The sequence below is a fragment of the Desulfuromonas svalbardensis genome (assembly GCF_055389415.1).
Genome location: NZ_AP042416.1, coordinates 422,828 through 445,938 on the forward strand (window position 1 = coordinate 422,828; position 23,111 = coordinate 445,938).

Below are 23,111 nucleotides of genomic sequence, written 5' to 3' on the forward strand. Positions count from 1 at the left end.
ATGAATCCAAATCAACAGACCACTTTGATATTACGCGACATCCATCTCCCCGACCCTGTATCGTGGTGGCCACTCGCCCTGGGCTGGTGGCTGGTTCTTGCCCTCGTCATCATTGTAATAACAGTAGCCATCTTATCTATCCGCCGCTATCGACAACGCGGTTATCGCCGCTTAGGCTTGCAACAGCTAGCAACGATTGAAGCCGATATGGCGACACAACACGACCAGCGTCACCTCATCCAACAGCTATCGCAATTGCTGCGTCACATGGCGATCCTCCATTACCAGCAACCCTGCGCAGGACTAGAGGGGCAACAGTGGCTGGACTTTCTCGATCAGCCGTTCCATAAAAAATCCGCTCCCGATAATCAACCCTTTGGTGTTGGACCGGGGCAATGTTTAGGCTCTGGCCCGTATCAGAAAAATATCGATGAGATCGACACCGCAGCGCTGTTCAGCCTTTGCCGACGATGGATCAAAAAACTCCCTCTACCGCCAAAACAGAGGAGGTCAGCATGATTCAGTTTGCTTGGCCATGGGCCTTTATTCTCATACCGCTGCCCTATTTGGTTTATCGCTTAACACCTAAAGTGGAGCAATTTGAGGACTCCGCGCTCTGGGTACCCTCGCTGACCCCGTTTGCCGTGGCTAAAACTGGGAAACCCGCCCCACCGAAGCAGCGCTGGCTGCTAATTTTAGCGCTGCTATGCTGGCTGCTGCTCATCATTTCCTGTGCGCGGCCGCAATGGTTAGGACAGCCCGTCGAACTCCCTGTTACTGGCCGTGACCTGATGCTGGCCGTTGACTTATCGGGAAGTATGCAAGCGAAAGATTTTGAGCTAGAGGGTGACAAGGTTGATCGCCTCACCGCCTTAAAAGCGGTGGCAACCACCTTTATTGAACGGCGCCAAGGTGATCGACTCGGCTTGATTCTGTTTGGTGATAAACCCTATATTCAGGTGCCTCTGACCTTTGACCACATCACCGTTACTCAACTGCTAGATGAAGCGGTGATCGGCTTAGCGGGTAAAAAAACAGCGATAGGAGATGCCATCGGTCTCGCTATTAAGCGGCTAAAAAAACAACCCGACAATCAAAAGGTGTTGATCCTGCTTACCGATGGCGCTAATACCGCTGGAACCATCAGCCCAGAAAAAGGAGCCGAATTGGCACAACAGGCGGGGCTTAAAATTTACACCATCGGTATTGGTTCCGATTCGATGGAGGTGGGCTCGTTTATCTTTAAACGAACCGTTAATCCATCTGCCGACCTCGACGAAACGATGCTCAAATATTTAGCCGATACCACTGGCGGCCAATACTTCCGCGCCCACGACACGCAGGAACTGACACAGATATACCGCCAACTCGACAGCATGGAACCCGTTGAGAAAGAGAAGAAAATCTACCGCCCTATCAGCGCCCTCTATTTTTGGCCCCTCGGTGCAGCATTGATTCTGTGCGGGATATTGTTTGGTAGTCGAATCGTAAGGAGGCGGCCATGAAAGAGGTATTGTTGACAATTTGGGCCAACTTCCATTTCTTGCGCCCCCATTGGCTATGGCTGTTACCGCTGTTGCTACTCACCCTACTGTGGTGGAAACGACGCATGTCGGTGGCATCAAACTGGCAAACCCTATGCGATGCCCAGCTATTGCCGCATATCCTCATCGGTAATCAAAAGGATAAATCAACGGGGCCAGATCATTCACAATCATGGCACCGTGGTTTAATCCTTACGGCGGGCATTCTTGCTATTGTCGCCCTCGCTGGGCCCACGTGGAAACGCCAGCCGCAACCGTTATTTAAACAACAATCGGCGCTGGTTATTTTGCTAGATCTATCTCAATCGATGTTAGCAACCGATCTCAAACCAAGTCGTTTAGTGCAAGCGCGATTAAAACTAACCGACTTACTACGCCAGCGACGTGAAGGACAGACAGCGTTAATTGTTTTTGCGGCAGAACCCTTTACCGTTGTCCCCCTTACCGATGACACCAAAACCATCATCGCTCTATTAGGTAGCCTCGATCCAACCATGATGCCAGCTCAAGGAAGTGATCTGAACCAAGCAATTGCCCTCGGCGAACAGCTCCTTAAACAGGGCAGTCAACCACAGGGCACACTGCTGCTTATCACCGATGAAGACACACCACAACGCGCGTTAAAAGCTGCCAGTGCCCTACAGGATAATGGCTACAAATTGTCGGTACTCGGTGTTGGTACCGCTGATGGCGCACCGATACCGCAACCACAGGGGGGCTTCATAAAAGATCGCAGCGGCCAGATGGTTCTACCGCGCCTCGAAGGGAACCGCCTACTCGAACTCGCTCAAGCGGGCGGCGGTCATTACCACCAGCTCGCGATTGATGATAGCGACCTCAATGCCGTGCTGAAAGATTTAGACCATCCCGATCCGCTACAGGATGAGGCCAATCAGCGCCTTGGCGAACAGTGGCGCGAGGAGGGGCCGTGGTTATTATGGCCATTGGCATTCCTTGCCGCATTGGCTTTTCGTCGCGGTTGGTTATTGATGCTGTGCTTGGTGCTCTTACACCCGCAGCCTGCTCAAGCGCTTGAATGGGATGAGCTGTGGCTCAACGATAACCAACGTGGCACTCAAGCGTTTGAACAAGGAAATTATGAACAGGCTGCGGAGCTATTTCAAGACCCTGCGTGGAAAGCTGCTGCTGAATATAAACAAGCGCAATTTGCTCAAGCGAGTCGATCTTTAAGCGATCCTCAAAACGCAGTAGATTGGTACAACCGTGGCAATGCTTTGGCAAAATCTGGAAAACTACAAGAGGCAATCGATGCTTACGACGAAGCATTAAAACTGGCGCCCGACGATGTTGACACCCTTGCCAATAAAGAAACTGTCGAAAAAGCACTGCAAGATCAGCAAGATCAGCAAGATCAGCAAGATCAGCAAGATCAGCAAGATCAGCAAGATCAACAGGATCAACAGGATCAACAGGATCAACAGGATCAACAGGATCAACAGGATCAACAGGATCAACAGGATCAACAGGATCAACAGGATCAACAGGATCAACAGGATCAACAGGATCAACAGGATCAACAGGATCAACAGGATCAACAGGATCAACAGGATCAACAGGATCAACAGGATCAACAGGATCAACAGGATCAACAGGATCAGCAGGATCAGCAGGATCAGCAGGATCAGCAGGATCAGCAGGATCAGCAGGATCAGCAGGATCAACAGGATCAACAGGATCAACAGGATCAACAGGATCAACAGGATCAACAGGAGCAGCAGGAGCAGCAGGAGCAGCAGGAGCAGCAGGAGCAGCAGGCTGACACAGCGGCCACCGATGAAGAGGTCGAGGACTGGGAGCAACAGCAATGGTTGCAACGCATCCCCGATGATCCGGGTGAACTGTTACGACGCAAATTTCAATATCAATACAATCAACGGCAACATCGAAGCACAGGGGATAAAACATGGTAAAGCGTATCTTGCTTCTCTCAATAGTCTGTCTTGTTTTTATCTTCGCAACGACACTCCACGCCGCCGAACTGCGTTCGCGCACGGATCGTAGCCAAGTCGGTATCAACGAGAGCGTGACTCTGGAACTCACCGCTATCGGTAGCCTTGATGGTGACCCTGATTTTTCGGTGCTGAAGGACGATTTTGAGATTGTTGGTCAATCGCAAAGCTCTCAAGTTCAAATTATCAATGGCGATTACAGTAAATCGAAAGTGTGGACCCTGACCCTATTACCGCAGCGCAGTGGCACGCTCATTATCCCCGCGCTGTGTAGTGGATCGGATTGCTCGAAGCCAACGGCATTGATCGTTCGCGAACAAAAAACCAGCGATAGTGCCTCCGCCAAAGTGATACTTGAGGCAGAGGTTTCAAGCGTTGAAGTGATGGCAGGGCAACAACTGATATACACCATCCGATTGCTGTTTCGCCAACCACTTCTGCAAGCAGGCCTCGGTGATCTCAGTCCAGAAGGAGTTGAAACAACAGTCCACCTTTTAGGCGAAGATGTACGTTATGAAACCGAGCGCGGAACATACCGATATCAGGTAATCGAGCGCAACTATGCGCTGTTTCCACAACATGCGGGACAACTCACCTTGCCACCATTACGCTTTAATGGCCAAGTACAGGATGACACCAATTCACGCTTCAACTCGCGCTTTGACAGCTTCCGCCAAGGGGGGCAAATGCTCCGCCTGCGCTCAAAATCGATCGATATTACCGTTACGGAACCACCCACAGCTCCTCCGCAGCAACCGTGGCTTCCGGCACAAAAGTTTCTTATAGGCGACGACTGGCAACACACACCACCCACCCTCACCGTTGGTGAACCAGCAACGCGAACCATTATCACCACAGCAACCGGCCTTGCGGCGGCGCAGCTTCCAGAGTTAACCATTGTTTCACCTGAAAGTTTTAAGGTATATCCCGATCAAACAATGCGTCAGGATCAACTCGAACCTACAGGTATTCGTGGCATGATGGAGCAAAAAGTTGCCCTTGTTCCAACCAAAGCGGGAACCTTTACCTTGCCTGCACTGCAATTAAAATGGTGGGATATTGGCAGCAAAAAATGGCGCACTCAACAGACAAAAGAGGTGACGGTTCAGGTGCTTCCTGCTCAACGTGATGCCAGTCCAGCCATAAATGTCAGCGTGCCAGATCAACCTACGCCACCTAAAGCGCCAACGGTTGCTCCAACACCAGTACAGTCGCCCGTTGCACCAATACCGGTATCAGCTCTCGGCACGCCCGCTGTAAATGACAGCCCATCAACCCCCTTATGGATGTGGATCAGCGCGCTGTGCGTTGTCGGTTGGGGGATTACCCTGGTGTTGCTGTTGCGTTCTCGCAAACAGAAGCAACAGACAATAACCACACCAGAGCATAAAACAAGCAGCACTGCTCTGCCACAGAGTAAGGCACGAGATGAGGTGATCCGCTGCGCGCGTGGTAACGAAGCGGCTTCAACGCGTGCCGCATTACTGATTTGGATTCACGCTATTGCCCCACAATCTGACATCGAAATCTTTACTCAACGTGTGGAAGATCCATTACAGCAGCAGATTTCAGCGTTGAATCGCGCCATATATTCTGCCAAGGGAGTGGAGACTTGGTGCGGTGAAGAACTGGCTCAAGCAGTTGAAAATTGGTCTGAGGACAATAACAATAAACCCCAACCAACATTACCCGATTTCTACCCAAAGGGCTAACAACACAGTGCCAACAGAAATAAAGAAAGGCCTGCAAACAATGCAGGCCTTTCTTTATTTCATCAATAGATCAACCAGAAAAATGGTTGCCAAATTAGTTGCCGGATTACTTGATAAAACTTGCCGCAAGCCGCTTCAGCTCATCTAACAACGCAGGTAATCCACCCTGCTGACTAATTTCACACTGCTCAGCTAACACGGTATCCAGAATCTCATCGGTCGTTAATGGATTCGCTAATACCACGCGAAATACGGTGATGGTATCGCCATGATAACAAGCTGGCTCTAGGCGGGTACGCGAAACAAATGTTTTACCTGCGGCACGTTGCCGTTTTTGAATTACCTTGATAACAGTATCTAAAATTGCATTAATTTTACGGCTAGTTTCAGGCTTGGCTTGAGCTAAAATCCGTTGTAACCAGGAGGGGTTGTAACGGTAGGTAAGGATATTCAGTTCAGGAGCGGTAACCAACTCAAAATCATCATGTGCTTCAATACGGTTAGCGAAACGTTGTGCACGCTCTATCCCTTGATCTATCAATAATTCATAGCCGCGACGGCCAATAATAGAGAGTCCCGCATGAACTAACATCGCCTTACCGGGTCGTGACCCTTCGAGGGTATGGCTACCAAGGTCCTTGGAACCGTGGCGTAAAATATAGGCGGCATGATGTTCAATCGCTGACAAGGCGGCTGGATCTTTGAACAGCACCATTCCTGCACCCATGGGGACATACAATTGCTTATGGGCATCAATGGTGACGGAATCGGCACGCTCTATACCGCGTAACCGCCAACGATGGGTATTAGAAAATAGCGTTGGTCCCCCCCAAGCTGCATCGACATGAAAATGGCAGCCAAGTTCTTCAGCCAAATCAGCCATCTCTTCCAAAGGATCAACACTGCCTGTTTCAGTGGTACCAGCAATGCCAACGAGACTCAAAATCCTTTTACCCTCGCTCTGAACACGCTGACATTCACCGCGCAACAAGCGCATATCAACACGATTATTATCGTCAGTGTCGACCGCAATAAGATTCTCACGGCCTATCCCCAACAGATCAATCGCCTTACCAAGAGAGTAATGAGCACGGCGGGAAACAAGAATCACTAAGCCATTACAGTTCAGGTGCTGTAGTGCCTTAAACATCCCCTCCTGCGCTATCCCTTTAAAATCACCCTCTGGTCCACACAAGCGATTACGAGCAGCCCACAGAGCGGTAATATTGGCTACGGTTCCACCCGAGCAAAACGCACCCAAGGCACTTTGGCTATCGTGAATCCAGCGCTCGTAAAATTCATCATCTTGATTATAGATCAGTCGATTGAGCATCGCCAACACTTGACGCTCCATCGGAGTAAACGCTTTAGAGGTCTCCACCTTAACCAAGTTTTGATTCAAAGCGATCATTATACGCGACAGCGGCAACATAAAATAGGGCATCGCCGATGTCATGTGACCGACAAAGCCTGGCGATGCAGTATGAACCGATTGAGCGACCAATTTCTTTTTTACAAATTCAGTATATTCAGAAACAAAGGTGGGATTTTCTGGAATCTTTGAAAAAGCGAAATCAACTTCAATCTCTTTAAGCTGACGCTCTAACGCAACAATATGTTCCTGCAAAAAGCCAGCAACATTTTCGGAGATCGCCTGATCAATACTACCCAATGTTGACTCACGTCCTTCATTGACAGTAAAAATCCGATATATATTTTCAAGATTTGCTTGAGCGTTTTCTTTCATTGTTTTCATAACTCATTGCAACAGCACTTTTCAGTGACTTTCAACATACGGACAAAACAACCAATGTTTCTATATACAGTGCGCTCCGACCTTCTGTCAAATTCAAAACCCTCAACCATCGACATTAGCGAACGTAGCGACCAACATATGAGAAACAATCACATTAAGCACAATTACAGCCACCATTATGCTTAACGTTAGCGCACCTCAGCTCTTGCGCCGCGCCAACCAGATAGTATGTTTTTGTCCCTTGTTATTATGCGCTCCAACATGAACGGTTTCGACTGCAAAGCCTACCTTTTTTAAGCGCTCACTAAAGCGGCGATCATCGGCAGCTGACCACACCGCCAAAACACCACAAGGGCGCAATGCTGCAAAGGAAGCCATCAATCCTTTATGGGTATACAGCCAATTGTTATCTTTACGGGTTAAACCATCGGGGCCGTTATCGACATCTAAAATAATCGCATCATAAGTCCGCGAATCCTTGCGGATCAATATACCGACATCGCCTGCAAAAACGGTCACCCGTTGATCACCTAATGGTTTACCTGCCGCCTCGCCAAGCTCACCTTGATTCCACTGGATCACTTTTGGCACTAACTCAGCAACGGTAACCTGAGCCTCTGCGCCCAGATGAGAGAGAGCGCTGGCAAGGGTAAAGCCCATTCCTAAGCCGCCAATCAATACGTTTACACTGGAACTGCTAGCAAGGCCATTACATGCACGCTCAGCCAAAACATCTTCTGAACCGTGCATGCGAGTTGTCATTAAAACACCACCGCCAACAATACTGATCATAAATTCATCAGCACGTCGATGAAGTCGTAGCTCACCGCCACCACTCGGGATCGGTGCACTATCCAAAAGGGTCCAAGGAGTCATAGGATTAATCTCTTATATGTATGAAAGGTAAATAACTAGAGAAATGCGCTCTTATTTCGCGCTGCCTTGGCAATATAGAGTGCTTTGTCTGTTCGTGCAAGAAAGGTGGAAACATCATCAATTGAGGTCAATGCCGAAACGCCGAAAAATAGGGACTCTCGCGTTCAATCAAGGTCAAATATTTCCACGACATCGCGGTCAATTCAGCCCTTCTATCCTGCGCCAAAGCCTCCAACAATTCGGTTTTATTCACAAAGCTTTTAATGCGGGCACGATACTTCCGATTGACTTCGTCCTCCAAGGTCGAGGCAAGCATCTTAATATTTTCAACGCAAAGTGAAATTTCACGATCTAAATAATCATTATTTTTAGAGATAAACAGAACAGAAAAAAGAATGCAAACGGCTGAAATCAAAACGGTAATCGTTAAAACAACTCGCCACTTGGTCTGAAAAAACACCATTATCTCCATAGATTAACATAGGAATTTAAAACACAATGAATGACAGGGTAAATCACAATCACACACCTCAACCCGTCAAATAAAAACCATTTTAAAATATAACAAATACTTATTCGACAAAACAGTAAAACTTAGACCAGTAACCATATCAGTTAGCCGACGAAGAAATTGGTAAATTCATCGGCTGGTATGGGCCGACTGAACAAATAGCCCTGCCCCTGTTGGCAATCATTTTGCCTGAGGAAGCATAGCTGTTCCTTAGTTTCTACCCCTTCGGCAATGACTTTCAGACCCATGCTGCGAGCCAGAACGATAATCGAAATTGTGATCGCCGCATCGTTTTCATCAGTGGTAACATCCCGCACGAAAGACTGATCTATTTTGAGGTGAGTAAGAGGAAAGCGTTTCAGATAGCTAAGCGAAGAATATCCAGTACCAAAGTCATCAATGGCAAGGTGAACGCCCCGTTCTTTGAGCTTGTTAAGCGTCATAATCGCATCGCCGACGTTTTCCATGATAAGGCTTTCGGTGATTTCCAACTCCACCCACTCAGGATCGAGGCCCGTCTCATCAAGCACACGTTCAACCATCTCAAAAAAACCAGGTTCTCTAAACTGTCGTGCCGAGATATTTACGGCTACCCTAATCGGTGGCCACCCGGCCTGTTGCCAGGCTTTGTTCTGCGCACAGGCGCTGCGCAGCACCCATTCACCAATAATGACGATCAGACCTGTCTTCTCTGCCAGAGGGATGAAGTCACCGGGAGAAATCATGCCCATTTCAGGATGCTGCCATCGAAGCAGAGCCTCACTACCGATCAAATCACCGGAGGCCAAATCTAGCTGCGGCTGGTAATAGAGCACCAGCTGATCCTGCTCAATAGCTTTGCGTAGGCAGCTTTCAAGCAGCAGTAGTTCATGAGTACGGGCATTCATGTCGGGAGTATAAAACTGATAATTATTCCCGCCTTGCTCCTTAGTGCGGTACATGGCCACTTCAGCGCAGGTCAGCAGTCTCTTTGCATCTTTAGTGTCAGTGGGAACAAGGCTTATACCGATACTTGCGGTGATGAAAAACTCGTGATTGGTAACTTTTATAGCTGGCGACAGGTTATTAAGAATATTTAGGGCAATTACACCAATATCCGCGACATCTTCTATCTCTTCGAGAATGATGTGGAACTCATCTCCCCCCAATCGAGCTAAAGTATCCGTATCACGTATCGAATGCTTCAAGCGCTTGGCAACCTCGCGCAACACTTGATCACCAATTTCATGGCCCAAAGAGTCATTGATGTTTTTGAAGCGGTCCAAGTCGAGGAGAAGAAGTGCGGTCTGACTCCCTGAACGAAAAGCCTTGCTCATGGCATGCTTTAGTCGATCCAGCAGCAATCCACGGTTAGGTAACTTCGTCAAGGGGTCATGGGTGGAAAGATAGCTGAGGCGCTTCTCCTTGTCGTTGAGTTGTTTCTTGGACCTTAGAATATCCGTAACATCTCGAGAGGTTTCGATAATGCCCAAGATTGTCCCGTCATCATTCAGCAGTGGCGAAACTTTTATTTCAAAAATTCGTTTTTCGCTGACACCGCGGCCTTCACGGTACATCATCTTGACCTGCTTGCCAGTCTGGCGAATTTCCACCAATGGACAAGGATGATCTTCAGGGCAGCATGGTGAGTCGGTTTGATAACAAACCTGATGACAACTCAGAGTTTCCGCTGCCGGTGAGCCCTTTGGCAGGCTGTCCTGGGTTGCCTTATTGGCCAGAATCACTCGGTAATCCAGCCCGATCACCATGATCGGATCCACAACACCGTCGATCACAGCCTGTAGAAATGAGCGCTCCTTTGCCACCGCCTGTTCAGCCTGTTTTTGCTCAGTAATGTCCTGCACCAGAGCCACGGCATATACAGGCATTCCGTGGTCATCAAAGACCCACTTGCCAGTGAAATGCCCCATGATGGTTGATCCGTCCTTGCAGAGGTAGCATTTTTCGAAATCACAGGCTTCGTCCTGTTTGGGTTGTGCACCGTTTAAACGACACCGAGTCAGTTCCTGTTCTTCCGCAATGGTGATATCCACAACAGACATGATCAGTAATTCCGCTTCGGAATATCCTAACAATCGGCATAAGGCTGGGTTTGCCTGAAGAATGGCTCCATCAGGACTGTAGGTATACATCCCAGCACCGCTATGATCGAAAAAAGAGCGGAAACGCTCCTGACTTTCTCGAAGTGCTTTTGCGGTATTTTGGGCGTTACGGAAAAGGGGAGCAATGCTGGCAATACCTGACAGCATAAGGATTGAGATGATAAGAGCCACCCACTCCGGATCGAGGGGAAGGACAGGTGGCAAGTCTTCGGATAATAAATTTATCAGTGTGATGCAGCGACGGATAGCCATAAAAACAATCGCTGTAGCGATCAGAATCCAAGCCGTACGCCTACCAGTCGTCGGCACCAGCCTTATAGCCAAGAAAGCCGCGGCAAACTGCAGGATGATTGACATTGCCAGCACGAGTGTTGTGTCCATAAGGGGGGGGACTCTCTCTACGCTTTGCATATTTAATATTGGCGACATTCGACCCACCAGACAACTTAATGATGATGACGATCAAAATTAGAGCAAGTCAGGACCTTAAACTATAATCGTCTATTTTTCAACCCTGTCACCCCTTCTTAATTCACAAGGAGCCACGGCACTGAGCTTACCCGCAAAGAGACATACCCGCTTTACGCTTTGCAATCAGTTGGAAATATTCAGGTTGAGATCGAAAGGGTCGTTGGCACGTTCACTGTACTTCGAAAACTGACACGAAACCATGTACTTTTAAAGCCAGACAAAATCAACAATGAAGAAACGATTCGCACTATGAACGGTCGTTGCGGGGTTAGACTTAAGGGAAAGGCAATGCAGGTAAGTCCCAAGCTATGACAGCTGAGGTCCAAAAAAAAAAGGTTTCAGCTAAGAAGCTGAAACCTTTGATTTTTTATGGTGCGCCAGGAGCGAGTCGAACGCCCGGCCTTCTGATTCGTAGTCAGATGCTCTATCCAGCTGAGCTACTGGCGCAATGGATGTTGTTTATCTCGCATTTGAGCGATGTTGTCAACAAACTTTTTACTTTGATGAAAAATAAATCAAATTCATCGGTTTTAAATGGCGGAGAGGGAGGGATTCGAACCCTCGGTACAAGTTTCCCCATACACTCGCTTAGCAGGCGAGCGCCTTCAGCCAGCTCGGCCACCTCTCCGCAACAAAATGTTACGCTATGCTCAATCAAGGACTAAGCATAGCGTTGTGTAAATGGCGGAGGAGGTAGGATTTGAACCCACGGTACTTGCGTACAACGGTTTTCAAGACCGCCGCCTTAAGCCACTCGGCCACTCCTCCGCAACTTTAAATCTATTTCTTGGTGATTCGCTCTAAACCGCCCATATAAGACTGAAGCACCTTGGGAATAATTACACTCCCATCTTCTTGCTGGTAATTCTCTAGCACCGCTAACACGGTACGTCCAACGGCTAAACCTGATCCGTTGAGCGTGTGTACAAATTCTGGCTTGGCTCCCTCTTCAGGACGATAGCGAATTGCTGCTCGTCGTGCCTGAAAATCACGGAAGTTTGAACAGGATGAAATCTCTCTGTAAACTTCTTGGCCTGGCAACCATACTTCAATATCAAAAGTCCGTGCTGCCGAGAAACCTATATCACCACTACACAAATCAACAACACGATATGGTAGTTCAAGTAACTGTAAAACTTTTTCTGCATTGGCGAGCAACTTATCAAGTTCTTGATCCGATGTTGCCGGCTCTACAAACTTAACCAACTCAACTTTGTTGAATTGATGCTGACGAATCAGCCCTCGTGTATCTCGTCCATGCGACCCAGCTTCCTTCCGGAAACAAGGTGTGTGGGCGGTATAACATAATGGCAACTGTTCTGCACCTAAAATCTCATCGCGATGAATATTAGTTACTGGAACTTCAGCAGTTGGGATCAAAAAATAATCCGGCCCCTCAACATGAAACAGGTCATCTTCAAACTTAGGTAACTGCCCCGTTGCCGTCATGGAAGCTCTGTTTACCATAAACGGGGGAAGCATTTCAACATATTTATGTTCATCGGTATGAAGATCGAGCATGAAGTTGATTAACGCCCTCTCCAGACGGGCCCCCGCTCCTTTATACAGAGTAAATCGGGCACCAGTTATCTTACCGCCACGCTCAAAATCGAGAATGTCTAACGCTTCACCGATATCCCAATGGGCTTTGGCCTCAAAAGAATATTCAGGGAGATCACCCCAGGCTCGCAACTCAACATTATCATCCTCGGTTAAGCCAACAGGACACGATTCATGCGGCAGATTGGGGATGGTCATTAAGATTTTTTGTAGCGCCTCGGTCGCTTCACGTAACTGCTCATCGAGTCCCTTAATTTGAGAAGAGACATCTTTCATCCTTACAATTTCGTCTTTAACCTGACTTTTATCCTTCGTTTTACCAATCAGAGCAGAGACGCGATTTTTTTCTGCCTTAAGTGTCTCGGCCTGACCAAGAAGTTCGCGCCGCTGACTATCCAACTGACGAAAAGCATCAAGATTGACTGCTTCACCGCGCGTTGCAAGGCGTTGCTCTGCTTGCTCGAAATTATCGCGTAAAAATTTCACATCTAACATATTCGTGCTCCCTTATTTACAGCCGCCACAAAACAAACCTTGGCAGAGTCCTTCTCCTTGGATAAAACCGACACTTTTCGTAACACTTCTATGGCGTATCGTCAACTTGATTTGCATCGTCTGGCACCGCCGATGGCTGTTTTTCCTCTTTATTGAAGCCAAGCTCTTTTCCTGTGACCCACCAATCGCTTTGTGTATCAAACCACCACAAACTTGAATCTGTTTCCCAGATGGTGACGGCTAACTCTTTGGCCAAATCGGTTTGCAATCGGCGCACGGCAAACGAATACCATTCATCGGCGTAGCGATTACCCTGATCTTTGCGCTCTTTGAGCGCAAGAATCATCTCAAGTTGATCAGCGTCGTGGGCTAATCGTGCCTCAGGGCTATCGTGAGCACCAAACTCGGTCAATGTCTCCTGATATTCTTTGCCAAAAGGGAGCGTGGCCGCAAGGTCATCAATGGCCTTCTCTTCGTTGGCTTGCACATACTTCTTATTGACATAATTCAAGTCACCTATGCGCGCTTCGGGAAGATCATGAAATAAACACATCATCACCACGCGGCTACAATCGACCCCTTCTGACATCTTCGCCAGCGCATAACCGATCATTGCCGTCCGATATGAATGTTCAGCGACAGATTCAGCTCCCGAGCCTAAAAACTGAAAACCACTGCGGGGTGTTTTTTTCAACATGCCCACTTCATAGAAAAAATTGGCTATATTTTTCACAACTAGCTCCTAAGTTCAGGTTCAATCAACCCGCCATACGGATTAAAACAACACCAGCAAAAATCATCGCGGCAGCAAGACTACGCACCCGGCCACAGGACTCTTTCAAAAACAATACCCCGATTAAAACACCAAACAGAACATTTACTTGTCTAACGGCAACGGCATAACCAACTGGAGCCAAACTCAAACCATACCTAAAAGTGATAAACGAGCCTAACATAACAGGACCTGACCATAAAATTAAGCGACGGTTATGCTGCCATTCTCGTAAAATTCGGCCTCGATAACGACTCCGACACAGATTAACCGTCATGACCACAACCATCATCATCACCAACAGATAGGTGAAATAGAATGGCGGATAGCAACTGACCCCTTTTTTATCAAGAATAGAACCAATAGAATAGATAAATCCCGCTGCGAGGGCTGCTTTCACTGAAGGATTACCCATGTTTCGCATCGGTCGTGACAATGCCGACCATGACAGTTGCGGCAACTGCACGGTGTATGCCCCGGCAACAATGCACAAAATGCCTATGACACCATAAAATGTCATCTGTTCACGCAAAATCAGCACACCCCAAATTGGTACATAAATCATCGATGTTTGCGCGAGGGGATAACTCAGCGACAAATCACCCTCTCGATACGCTCGTCCATTAAATAGATGATAGAGGACAAAGCAGACTGCGCCAAAAAAAGCCAACAACAGAACTGTTATGCTAGGCCGAGGAAAAGGGCCATCCAAAAACGGCAGCAACAAATTCATCAGCAAGCTGGAGGCGATAAACATCCACCAGATAAAAATGGTCTTATCCCGGCTTTGCTTAACCTGCACATTCCATAAGACATGCATCAATGCAGAGAACACGATAAAACTTAGCGCCAAATTACTCATTATCCCCCCAACAACAGCGATCTTAGGTTGAAAAAACGCTATCAAATAGTCACACAACAAGGACTAGAACTGATATAGTGATAAGTCAACCAACCTTCCTAACACACTAAAAGGAGTTGCTGTATGAACAAATTAAACGGCTCCCTTAGCACCACTTCATTGCCAGAGATATTGCGTCTTTGTTCCGTTCAACAAAAAACTGGGACATTGGTATTAACGCGCTCAGGTATCAATAAAAAACTCTACTTTAACAAAGGCAAGTTAATTTATATTACCTCAAATAAAATGGGGGAACGGGTTGGGGAATACCTTATTCAACGCGGTGAATTAACTCGCACATGGGCCGGATTTCTCCTTAAAGATAGCCAACGTACAGGAATTGCTTTCACAAGCAGCTTGTTAAAGAAAAATATTTTCGAAAAAGACAAACTTGAGTCGGCACTATCTGACCTTGCCAATTCAGCGTTAGCCGATGTCATGACCTGGACAACTGGCAGTTATGAATTTAGTAACAAAGTACCGCAACAGGCTCTTGATGGCCCGATCCGTATCAGTGAGGCGAAAGCACTTCAACAAATTATTCAACAAGGTGGCGAAACAAAGGCATCGAACGACACCGATGAACTGCTGCGTACCTTTGCTCGTGAAATTGTCACCGACAGCTTTTCTTTACCCCTACTGCCAACCATTGCCATTAAGCTGCAGGAACATTGGTCACACAGCAAAATCGAAACAGAACTCATTTTAAAACTGGTGCGTGAAGATCAAGTTTTAAGCGCCTACTTGCTACGCGTTATCAATTCAGCACTTGGCAAAGACCAACAACGTTGTGCCACAATCGAGCAAGCCATAGCAGCCTATTCCGCAGATCATTTAATCGGTATTGTTCATGCTCAAATGGCCTGCGCTCAGCCACCAAAACAATCCGATACGGTTTCTGAGCTACTCCAACATGCATTGCGCTGTGCATGTTTATCAGAACAGCTCGCGGCCCAACTCAATGAAGATCAAGAGATGGCATTTACTTGCGGACTCTTCCACAACATTGGCAAAATCTTACTACTGCAATTACTAACAAAAAACAATATTGCCGATGAAAAGCTGCCACCATTGGTAGCAAAATACCACCAAAATTGCGGAGCCCTTCTCTCTCGAAGGTGGAACCTTGACCCCAAGGTTCACAACTGCATCAAAAGCTACCATGACCCACAAAGTGCAAAAGAGAATCAGGAACTTGTTGAAATTATCTACCTCAGCCACAAGCTTCTGGTTCAATCTGGCGATATAGATGACGCCATCGCGCAATGCAAACACCTTAAAACACAAAACATTAGGGTGGCAGATTTAACAGACAGCTTGGCATTAATTGATGAGGTCGTTGCATCGATCTACTCATAACGCATTGTTCGAAGTAGCACCATCGCAACAGCTGGAAGCCCTCGTTATACGAGGGCTTTTAACATTTCACCACCAAGAACATTCTGTTGCCACCTTTTCAAGCCGCACACTTGTGAGAGCTCCTCCGACGAACTTGGGAAAACACGGGCAATCTCTTCGAGCAAAGTATTATTGATCAGCACCCCTGAATCAAGTTCTAGCTCTGAGGCTTTTTGCTTACGCCATTGCTTTAAACAGGCAAAACGCTTATCGACCGCTGCATCGCGAATCCGACGTTCAGGCCGCGGGAACAGAGGTAAATCTGCTTCGGCAACCAACATCGCTTGCTCAACTTCATGAAGAACTCGTCGGCCATAACGTTCAACTAAGCGTGGTGAAAACTCATCGACTTTCTTAAAATCATCGAGAGTTTCTGGGCAATGACGTGCTGTTGACAGTAACGCTTTGCTGCCAAGAACCTTGTACGCTGGGCAATCGCGGCGCTCGGCCTCCGTCTCCCGCCAACGAATCACATTCTCCAAAACTTGTAGCGAACGCGGCTGGAGTGTTCCGGCACCCTTCATTCGAAGAAAAGAAGGTCCTTCGTGGACCCTGAAACGCGCCTGCTCCATCAACAAAAACTCTTCTTCAGCCCACGTCAAACGCCCTTTTTCAATCAACTGTGCCTCTAAAATTTTCACCAATTCGTGTAGATAGCGAGTATCTCCAGCCGCATAATCGCACATCTCAGGAGGCAATGGACGTTTCGACCAATCTGCTCGCTGATATTTCTTATCAAGGGTAACATCAAAATACTTGCCCAGAACATCTGCCAAACCAACGCGCTCTTCACCCAACAATTGACACGCTATCATGGTATCAAATAGGCCCCGTATCTCAATTTCAAAATCACGAGAAAGGCACCGAATATCGTAATCAGCAGCATGAAAAATTTTACGGATAGCGGGGTCAGCCAACACTGGCCGCAAAACCGCTAACTCAGGGGCCGCTAAAGGATCTAACAGAACCGTTACTTCCTCACCGTTAAGATAGTAAGTAAACTGGAGTAAACAGACCTTCTCTTGAAAGGAGTGCATTGAATCGGCTTCGAGATCAACAGCAAACACATCAAGCGTTGCAAGATCTTGTGCCAATTTTTCAACCTCGGCAAGAGTGGTCAAAATGGGAAAATCGGACATAACTTACTCCTTAAAAAAATCACCTTGAATTCAATCAGTAAGTAGATTTTGAATTATTTTTTTGTGGCTACCATGAAAGGGTAACTGTGTTAATTTCTCAAAACTCACCCACTCAAAAGTGGGATACGATGCCATGCTTTGCAGCGTAGCAATATGACTATAGACATGGAGCTCAGCCTTAAAGTGGCTATATATATGACGGAGACTACCGAGGCCAATAATTTCCTCAGCAGCGGACAACGCGACAGCCTCAGCGTAAAGCTGTTCCTTTGTGAGAGGGTCAGTAAACTGCCGAGTCGGGAACTCCCACAATCCAGCCAACATGCCCTTTAACGGCCGCTGTCGAACCGCATAGCCCAATTGTGAACGTGCGACGACAACCACCTCTTGCCGAATTGGAACAATTTTCTTGCTGCGCTTCTGTGGTAATTGATGCTGCAACCCGTGCTCTCGTGCCGCGCAACAGAACGAAACAGGACACTGATCACAGTCAGGCTGACGTGGGGTGCACACCGTTGCACCTAAGTCCATAATGGCTTGAGCATAATCATGGGCATCATCTGCGGGGGTCAATTGATCGGCCCACTGCCACAACACCTTCTCAGATTCACGACTACGCGGGTCAGCCTGCAACGCGTACAAACGACACAGCACCCGCCGCACATTGCCATCGAGAATCACCCCTTTACGCTTAAACGCGATAGCCAGAATAGCCCCAGCTGTGGAACGACCGATACCGGGTAGTGCCATGAGATCAACAAGGCTACCAGGAAACTCACCACCGTGCTGTTCACAAACCTGTACCGCACTCGCATGGAGATTACGTGCACGCGAGTAATAGCCCAAACCTGCCCACAGTGCAATCACCTCTTCTACTGGCGCACTGGCCAAGGCTTCAATATCAGAAAAATTTTCAAGAAACGTTTGATAATAGGGGAGAACTGTTTTCACCCCCGTTTGCTGAAGCATCACCTCGGAGAGCCATACACGATACGGATCACATTGAAGTCGCCACGGCAAGCTTCGCCCATGTTGACGATACCAATCTAGCAACGCACGGCTGAAAATCTCAGTGTTAATCATCACAACAAACGGACATTAGCACTCTGCACCTAATACATTGAGAGTTGTTTCCATCTCCTCACGGTTACCAATCGAAATCCTCAAACCGTGCTTCAACAACGGATCACTGAAATGACGCACGAGAATCTTATGTTGCTTGAGCAGGTCAAAGACACGCTGACCATCACCATCAGCAGGACTGGCAAAGACAAAATTGGTCTGCGAGGGGAGAACCAAGAAACCAAGCTCGCGTAATTGCTGACTGAACCATTCGCGTGTTGCACAAATTTGCTCAATCCGTTTTTGCAGATAATCCTGATCGTTTAATGCCGCTTCTGCGGCGACCAAGGCCAAACGATCAAGATGATAATGATCACGAATTTTATCGAGGGCGGCAACCACTTCGGGGTGAGCAACTGCAAGACCAAGGCGCATGCCAGCGAGGGCATAACTTTTGGAAAACGTCCGCGTGACGATCACATTTTTGTACTTCTTAACCAACGGCAGAGCCGTTTCGCTAGCAAAATCAGCATAGGCTTCATCAACGACCAACATGCCATCACAACGCTGGGCAATGTCTTCAATATCAGCGAGGCTAAAACTCACCCCGAGGGGCGCATTGGGGCTGGTCAAAAAGAACAACTTCCCCTGATAACGCTCAGGAAAATCGGCAAGTTTGAACTGATCGTTTAAACTAAAGGTGCGGATCGTCGCCCCCTGAATATCAATCAACGTGCCATAATACGAGTATGAAGGTTGAACAAAAGCGACCTCATCACCATCATCGGCAAAGGCGCGAATCAGGTTATTCAGCAATTCATCGGAACCATTGGCCATAATTAACCAGTCAGCATCAAAACCATAGAGATCTGCTGCTGCTTGACGGGCCGCACGGCTGGCTGCATCGGGATACTGGCGCAACGACGCACCATCAACACCGAGCTCACGACGAATGGCTTCAAACACCTTAGGCGAGGGCGGATAGGGATTTTCATTGGTATTGAGCTTAATCCACTGATCGGCATCTTCAGGTTGAAACCCTGGGACATAACCCGCCATTTCGACAATATTTTTTCTTAACGGAATCATCTGTTATCCCCTAGCAAGCGCTACGCTAATAAACCTCTAAAACATCATAACCAGTTGTCCGCCGCACAGGAATAAAACCACCGCTGCGAGCGAGTTCAATCAATTCCTGCTGAGTCATACGAAATGAGACGCCCGCCGCAGCGACAACGTTCTCTTCAAGCATCGTTCCACCGAGATCATTGGCACCAAAACGTAACGCTACTTGAGCAATCTTAGCCCCCTGAGTAACCCAACTTGCCTGAATATTGTCGATATTATCGAGCACTAAACGCGACAAGGCTAGCACGCGCAGGTAATCACAGCCCGTTGCCGTTTCACCACCTAAATCAGTATTATTAGGCTGGAACGACCAGCTGATAAAGGCACTAAAACCACCGCTGCGCTGTTGAATTTCGCGCACCCGAAACAGGTGTTCAACAATCTGCTCATCGGTTTCACACGAACCAAACATCATGGTTGCGGTAGTTTGCATCCCCAACGCATGGGCCTGTTCCATCACATCGGCCCATTGTCGCCAACCAATTTTATTTGGCGAGATGGCCGTGCGCACCTCATCAACCAGTACCTCAGCTCCACCACCGGGGATCGACTTGAGCCCAGCGGCTTGCAAGCGCTGCAAGCACTGCTTAACCGTCAGATCAGAAAGTTGGGCGACCTGAACGATCTCGGCGGGCGACAGCGAGTGAATTTGAACGGTAGGAAAACGTTGGCCCAACTGGCGAAACAGCTCTTCGAACCATTCAATCGTCAACGTGGGATGAACGCCCCCCTGCATCAACAGCTGCGTGCCACCGTAATCAACAAGCTCTTGCACCTTGGCAAAGATCTCATCGTAATCAAGCAGATAGGCTGAGTCATCGTCTTCGTCACAATAAAAGGCACAAAAACGACATTTACAACAACAGACGTTGCTGTAGTTAACGTTACGATCAACGACAAAACTGACATGGCCCTCGGGGTGACGCAATTTTCGCTGCTCATCGGCTAATTGACCCACCTGAAGAAAATCAGCTTCGGTCAACAGAAACAGTGCCTCATCACGACATAACGACTGCCCTGCTTCCACCTTAGTCTGAATTTGAGTAAAGCGATCCAGATTAGTCATTTTGTCCATCGCATGTCTCACTAGCGTACACTTTCACCTGTTCGTAGTGGGTGTTTCGCTCAACAGGAATTTTACCTGCGTTACGTATTTGGCGTAAAATTTCTGATTTATCCAACTCTTGCGGTGAATCGGCTCCAGCATCGTGACCAATCTTCTCTTCAACCACTGTGCCATCGAGATCATTGACACCGAATGCGAGGGCTACTTGAGCAATTTTAAGACCCAACATCACCCAATAGGCTTTGATATGCTGGAAGTTATCCAAATAGATACGACCAATGGCCAACGTCTTTAGGCTATCAATACCATCAGGCCCTTTGGCATTGGGAATACGGGTGTTATCGGGCTGGAATGCCAACGGTATAAATGCTTGAAAACCACCTGTTTTATCCTGCAATGCTCGCAGTTTAGCCATATGATCAACGCGGTCAGCATACTTCTCAACATGACCATACAGCATGGTAGCGTTACTTTTCAGGCCACCGTTGTGGATTTTTTCGGTCACTTCAAGCCAACGCTCGCCGGAAATCTTCTCAGGACAGATCTGATTACGGACCTCAGCATCAAGAATTTCAGCGCCACCTCCTGGCGTTGAATCGAGACCCAAACGCTTGAGTTCAGAGATCACCTCTTCAATGGGCAGTTCGGAAATTTTCGAAAAGTAATCGATCTCAACCGCCGTGAACGCCTTAATTTTCATCTGCGGATTATTGGCTTTAATTGTCGCCATCATGCGTAGATAAAATTCAAACGGCAATTCGGGGTGCAAACCACCGACCATGTGCAGTTCCGTCGCCCCCGCGGCATTAGCCTCAGCGGCTTTATTGAGAATTTCGCTCAAATTATAGGTATAGCCACCCGCTTCACCCGCCTGATGGCAGAAGGCACAGAACTTACATTGATTGACACAAAAATTGGTGTAATTGATATGTCGATTGACATTAAACAACACCTGATCGCCATTCTTTTCACGGTTAACCTGCGCTGCAAGCTGACCGATACCAAACAGATCATCAGACTCAAACAACTGCAATGCGTCGGCATCACTAATACGTTGCCCCCGAGCAATCTTTTCCCTCACCTGTGAAACAATGTCACTCATTCTTGTTCTCCCCACCGCTTAAACAACTGATGAGGCAGATCAAGGCTGTCGAAAATTTTCCCGACAACAAAATTGATCAACTCATCCATGGTTTGCGGTTGACTGTAAAATGCTGGCATAGCCGGCAAAATAATCGCTCCAGTTTGCGACAACGTCAGCAAATTCTGAAGGTGAATGGTATTAAAAGGGGTTTCACGCGGCACAACAATCAGTGGCCGACGCTCTTTCAGCATCACATCGGCTACGCGCTCTATCAGATTACCACTAATTCCCGTGGCAATTCGCGCCACTGTTCCCATCGAACTGGGGACAACAACCATCGCATCGGCAGCGGAGGAACCACTGGCTAACGGTGCGGTAAAGTCTTGTTCCCCATAGCAACTCAAATTTTGCTGCTCATCGTTGAAGAATTCACGCGCTTGCTGTTGAAACTGCGTCAAATCCTCTGACCACGATAATCCTTGCTCCAACGCCATCACTTGGCGACCCGCTGAGGACACTAAAAATGACACACGGTGGCCGCACTGGAGCAATTGTCGAATCAAGGTGATACCATAAATAGCTCCTGACGCGCCGGTCAGTGCTACGGCAATATGAACGGGTGAAGAGTCCTGCTTCATCAGACCACCACATCAATTAAAACAAAGAAAAACAACGTCACACTGATGTAACCATTTAAAGTAAAAAAGGCCGCATCCATCTTAGTCAAATCGCCTGGTTTTACCAACGTATGCTCATACACCAGCATCGCTGATACGGTTGCCACACCTAGAAGGTAGATCCAACCAAGTCCACTGCCTGGAGTTGCCAACAGCAGTAGCACCACCATGCCGACATGGAACATCCGCACCACGAGAAACGAACCCTCTTCACCTAACATCACAGGGATCGAGTGCAATCCCTGCTCACGATCAAAATCTAGGTCTTGTAGGGCATAAAGGATATCAAAACCAGCTACCCACAGCAACACCGCTAAACCGATCAACACAATTGAAACGGTCACATCACCTCGTAGCGCAATCCAAGCGCCTACGGGTGCTGCGCCCAAACACAAACCAAGCACCAGATGGGCGTAAGCGGTAAAGCGTTTAGCAAATGAGTACAGTGCTAAAAAGAACAACGCGATAGGCGACAGATAAAAGCACAGTGGATTTAGCATATAGGCGGACAGTATTAAACCTGCAAAGGAAACACTAACAAACACCCACGCTTCCCACTGCGCAATAATTCCCGCAGGGATATGCCGTTCGGCGGTGCGTGGATTTAGCGCATCGATTCGCGCATCGAGGACACGATTTAAGCCCATCGCTCCTGAGCGCGCACCGACCATGGCCATACAGATCCAAAACAGTTGCGCCACGCTAGGCATCTCACCATTAGCCTGAGCCGCTAGCACCATGCCGATCAAAGCAAAGGGGAAAGCGAAAATGGTATGGGAGAATTTAATCATCTCCAACAGTGATTTTATTTTTGTAATCATCGCAGTAGCCATGACTTATCATCCTTTCGGCGCAGCATTTTATTGCATGAAATTCAGCATTGGTGC

General features: G+C 47.8%; 19 protein-coding genes and 3 tRNA genes. 5 read left to right on the forward strand and 17 right to left on the reverse strand.

From position 1 onward, the window contains the following. From ACZ5KY_RS01970 to ACZ5KY_RS01985, 4 genes are read left to right on the forward strand one after another with little or no spacing between them, the layout of a single operon-like run. Nucleotides 1-519: a DUF4381 domain-containing protein gene (locus tag ACZ5KY_RS01970; RefSeq protein WP_464242233.1), complete on the forward strand. Its 519-nt coding sequence runs from the start codon at nt 1-3 to the stop codon at nt 517-519. Further along, nucleotides 516-1,505 carry a vWA domain-containing protein gene (locus ACZ5KY_RS01975; protein ID WP_464242234.1) on the forward strand — a complete coding sequence of 330 codons (990 nt, stop codon included), beginning with the start codon at nt 516-518 and terminating at the stop codon, nt 1,503-1,505. The genes ACZ5KY_RS01970 and ACZ5KY_RS01975 overlap by 4 nt, the downstream gene beginning before the upstream one ends. Further along, nucleotides 1,502-3,475, forward strand: a complete 1,974-nt coding sequence (locus tag ACZ5KY_RS01980; RefSeq protein ID WP_464242235.1) for a vWA domain-containing protein — start codon at nt 1,502-1,504, stop codon at nt 3,473-3,475. The genes ACZ5KY_RS01975 and ACZ5KY_RS01980 overlap by 4 nt, the downstream gene beginning before the upstream one ends. After that, nucleotides 3,469-5,226, forward strand: coding sequence for a BatD family protein (locus ACZ5KY_RS01985; protein ID WP_464242236.1), 1,758 nt, complete (start codon nt 3,469-3,471; stop codon nt 5,224-5,226). Before ACZ5KY_RS01980 ends, ACZ5KY_RS01985 begins: the two co-directional genes overlap by 7 nt. Nucleotides 5,227-5,332: 106 nt before the next feature. Here the strand turns inward: ACZ5KY_RS01985 and panP are convergent, their stop codons facing one another. The 10 genes from panP to ACZ5KY_RS02035 form a co-directional block, all read right to left on the reverse strand. Further along, nucleotides 5,333-6,982 (reverse strand): pyridoxal-dependent aspartate 1-decarboxylase PanP, encoded by a 1,650-nt coding sequence (panP, locus tag ACZ5KY_RS01990; RefSeq protein ID WP_464242237.1) that lies wholly within the window; start codon nt 6,980-6,982, stop codon nt 5,333-5,335. Nucleotides 6,983-7,180: 198 nt separating this feature from the next. Beyond that, complete coding sequence (locus tag ACZ5KY_RS01995; RefSeq protein ID WP_464242238.1) at nt 7,181-7,858, reverse strand: spermine/spermidine synthase domain-containing protein; 678 nt, start codon at nt 7,856-7,858, stop codon at nt 7,181-7,183. 127 nt (nt 7,859-7,985) lie between these two features. Further along, nucleotides 7,986-8,321 (reverse strand): hypothetical protein, encoded by a 336-nt coding sequence (locus tag ACZ5KY_RS02000; RefSeq protein WP_464242239.1) that lies wholly within the window; start codon nt 8,319-8,321, stop codon nt 7,986-7,988. Between the two features lie 152 nt (nt 8,322-8,473). Then, on the reverse strand, nt 8,474-10,852 hold the full coding sequence (locus ACZ5KY_RS02005) for a sensor domain-containing protein (protein ID WP_464242240.1): 2,379 nt from the start codon (nt 10,850-10,852) through the stop codon (nt 8,474-8,476). Between the two features lie 460 nt (nt 10,853-11,312). Then, nucleotides 11,313-11,389, reverse strand: a tRNA-Arg gene (locus ACZ5KY_RS02010). A gap of 88 nt (nt 11,390-11,477) precedes the next feature. Next, nucleotides 11,478-11,570: transfer RNA gene (locus ACZ5KY_RS02015), tRNA-Ser, on the reverse strand. Between the two features lie 54 nt (nt 11,571-11,624). Beyond that, nucleotides 11,625-11,710: transfer RNA gene (locus tag ACZ5KY_RS02020), tRNA-Ser, on the reverse strand. Between the two features lie 12 nt (nt 11,711-11,722). Next, nucleotides 11,723-12,997 carry a serine--tRNA ligase gene (gene serS, locus ACZ5KY_RS02025; RefSeq protein ID WP_464242241.1) on the reverse strand — a complete coding sequence of 425 codons (1,275 nt, stop codon included), beginning with the start codon at nt 12,995-12,997 and terminating at the stop codon, nt 11,723-11,725. Between the two features lie 88 nt (nt 12,998-13,085). Next, entirely contained in the window at nt 13,086-13,730 is a 645-nt protein-coding gene (locus ACZ5KY_RS02030) for an HD domain-containing protein (RefSeq protein ID WP_464242242.1), read from the reverse strand. A 25-nt stretch (nt 13,731-13,755) separates the two neighbouring features. After that, the gene (locus ACZ5KY_RS02035; protein WP_464242243.1) at nt 13,756-14,631 is read right to left on the reverse strand and encodes an EamA family transporter; all 876 of its coding nucleotides are present in this window, start codon (nt 14,629-14,631) and stop codon (nt 13,756-13,758) included. Nucleotides 14,632-14,754: 123 nt separating this feature from the next. Here ACZ5KY_RS02035 and ACZ5KY_RS02040 point away from each other — a divergent pair, with 123 nt between their 5' ends. Further along, nucleotides 14,755-16,029: an HDOD domain-containing protein gene (locus tag ACZ5KY_RS02040; RefSeq protein ID WP_464242244.1), complete on the forward strand. Its 1,275-nt coding sequence runs from the start codon at nt 14,755-14,757 to the stop codon at nt 16,027-16,029. 44 nt (nt 16,030-16,073) lie between these two features. Here ACZ5KY_RS02040 and ACZ5KY_RS02045 read toward each other — a convergent pair whose 3' ends face one another. Genes ACZ5KY_RS02045 through ACZ5KY_RS02075 form a run of 7 tightly spaced genes read right to left on the reverse strand, consistent with a single transcriptional unit; the run spans nt 16,074 to nt 23,057 of the window. After that, entirely contained in the window at nt 16,074-17,207 is a 1,134-nt protein-coding gene (locus ACZ5KY_RS02045) for a ribonuclease D (RefSeq protein ID WP_464242245.1), read from the reverse strand. 30 nt (nt 17,208-17,237) lie between these two features. After that, nucleotides 17,238-18,290, reverse strand: a complete 1,053-nt coding sequence (gene mutY, locus ACZ5KY_RS02050; RefSeq protein WP_464244608.1) for an A/G-specific adenine glycosylase — start codon at nt 18,288-18,290, stop codon at nt 17,238-17,240. 15 nt (nt 18,291-18,305) lie between these two features. Next, the gene (hisC, locus tag ACZ5KY_RS02055; RefSeq protein ID WP_464242246.1) at nt 18,306-19,358 is read right to left on the reverse strand and encodes a histidinol-phosphate transaminase; all 1,053 of its coding nucleotides are present in this window, start codon (nt 19,356-19,358) and stop codon (nt 18,306-18,308) included. Between the two features lie 25 nt (nt 19,359-19,383). Further along, nucleotides 19,384-20,463 carry a cyclic dehypoxanthinyl futalosine synthase gene (gene mqnC, locus ACZ5KY_RS02060; protein WP_464244609.1) on the reverse strand — a complete coding sequence of 360 codons (1,080 nt, stop codon included), beginning with the start codon at nt 20,461-20,463 and terminating at the stop codon, nt 19,384-19,386. Next, a complete protein-coding gene (gene mqnE / locus ACZ5KY_RS02065) occupies nt 20,456-21,565 on the reverse strand; it encodes an aminofutalosine synthase MqnE (protein ID WP_464242247.1) in 1,110 nt (369 codons plus the stop codon). Before mqnE ends, mqnC begins: the two co-directional genes overlap by 8 nt. Beyond that, the gene (locus ACZ5KY_RS02070; protein WP_464242248.1) at nt 21,562-22,185 is read right to left on the reverse strand and encodes a UbiX family flavin prenyltransferase; all 624 of its coding nucleotides are present in this window, start codon (nt 22,183-22,185) and stop codon (nt 21,562-21,564) included. The genes mqnE and ACZ5KY_RS02070 overlap by 4 nt, the downstream gene beginning before the upstream one ends. Continuing rightward, the gene (locus tag ACZ5KY_RS02075) at nt 22,185-23,057 is read right to left on the reverse strand and encodes a UbiA-like polyprenyltransferase (protein WP_464242249.1); all 873 of its coding nucleotides are present in this window, start codon (nt 23,055-23,057) and stop codon (nt 22,185-22,187) included. Before ACZ5KY_RS02075 ends, ACZ5KY_RS02070 begins: the two co-directional genes overlap by 1 nt. Nucleotides 23,058-23,111: the final 54 nt, after the last annotated feature.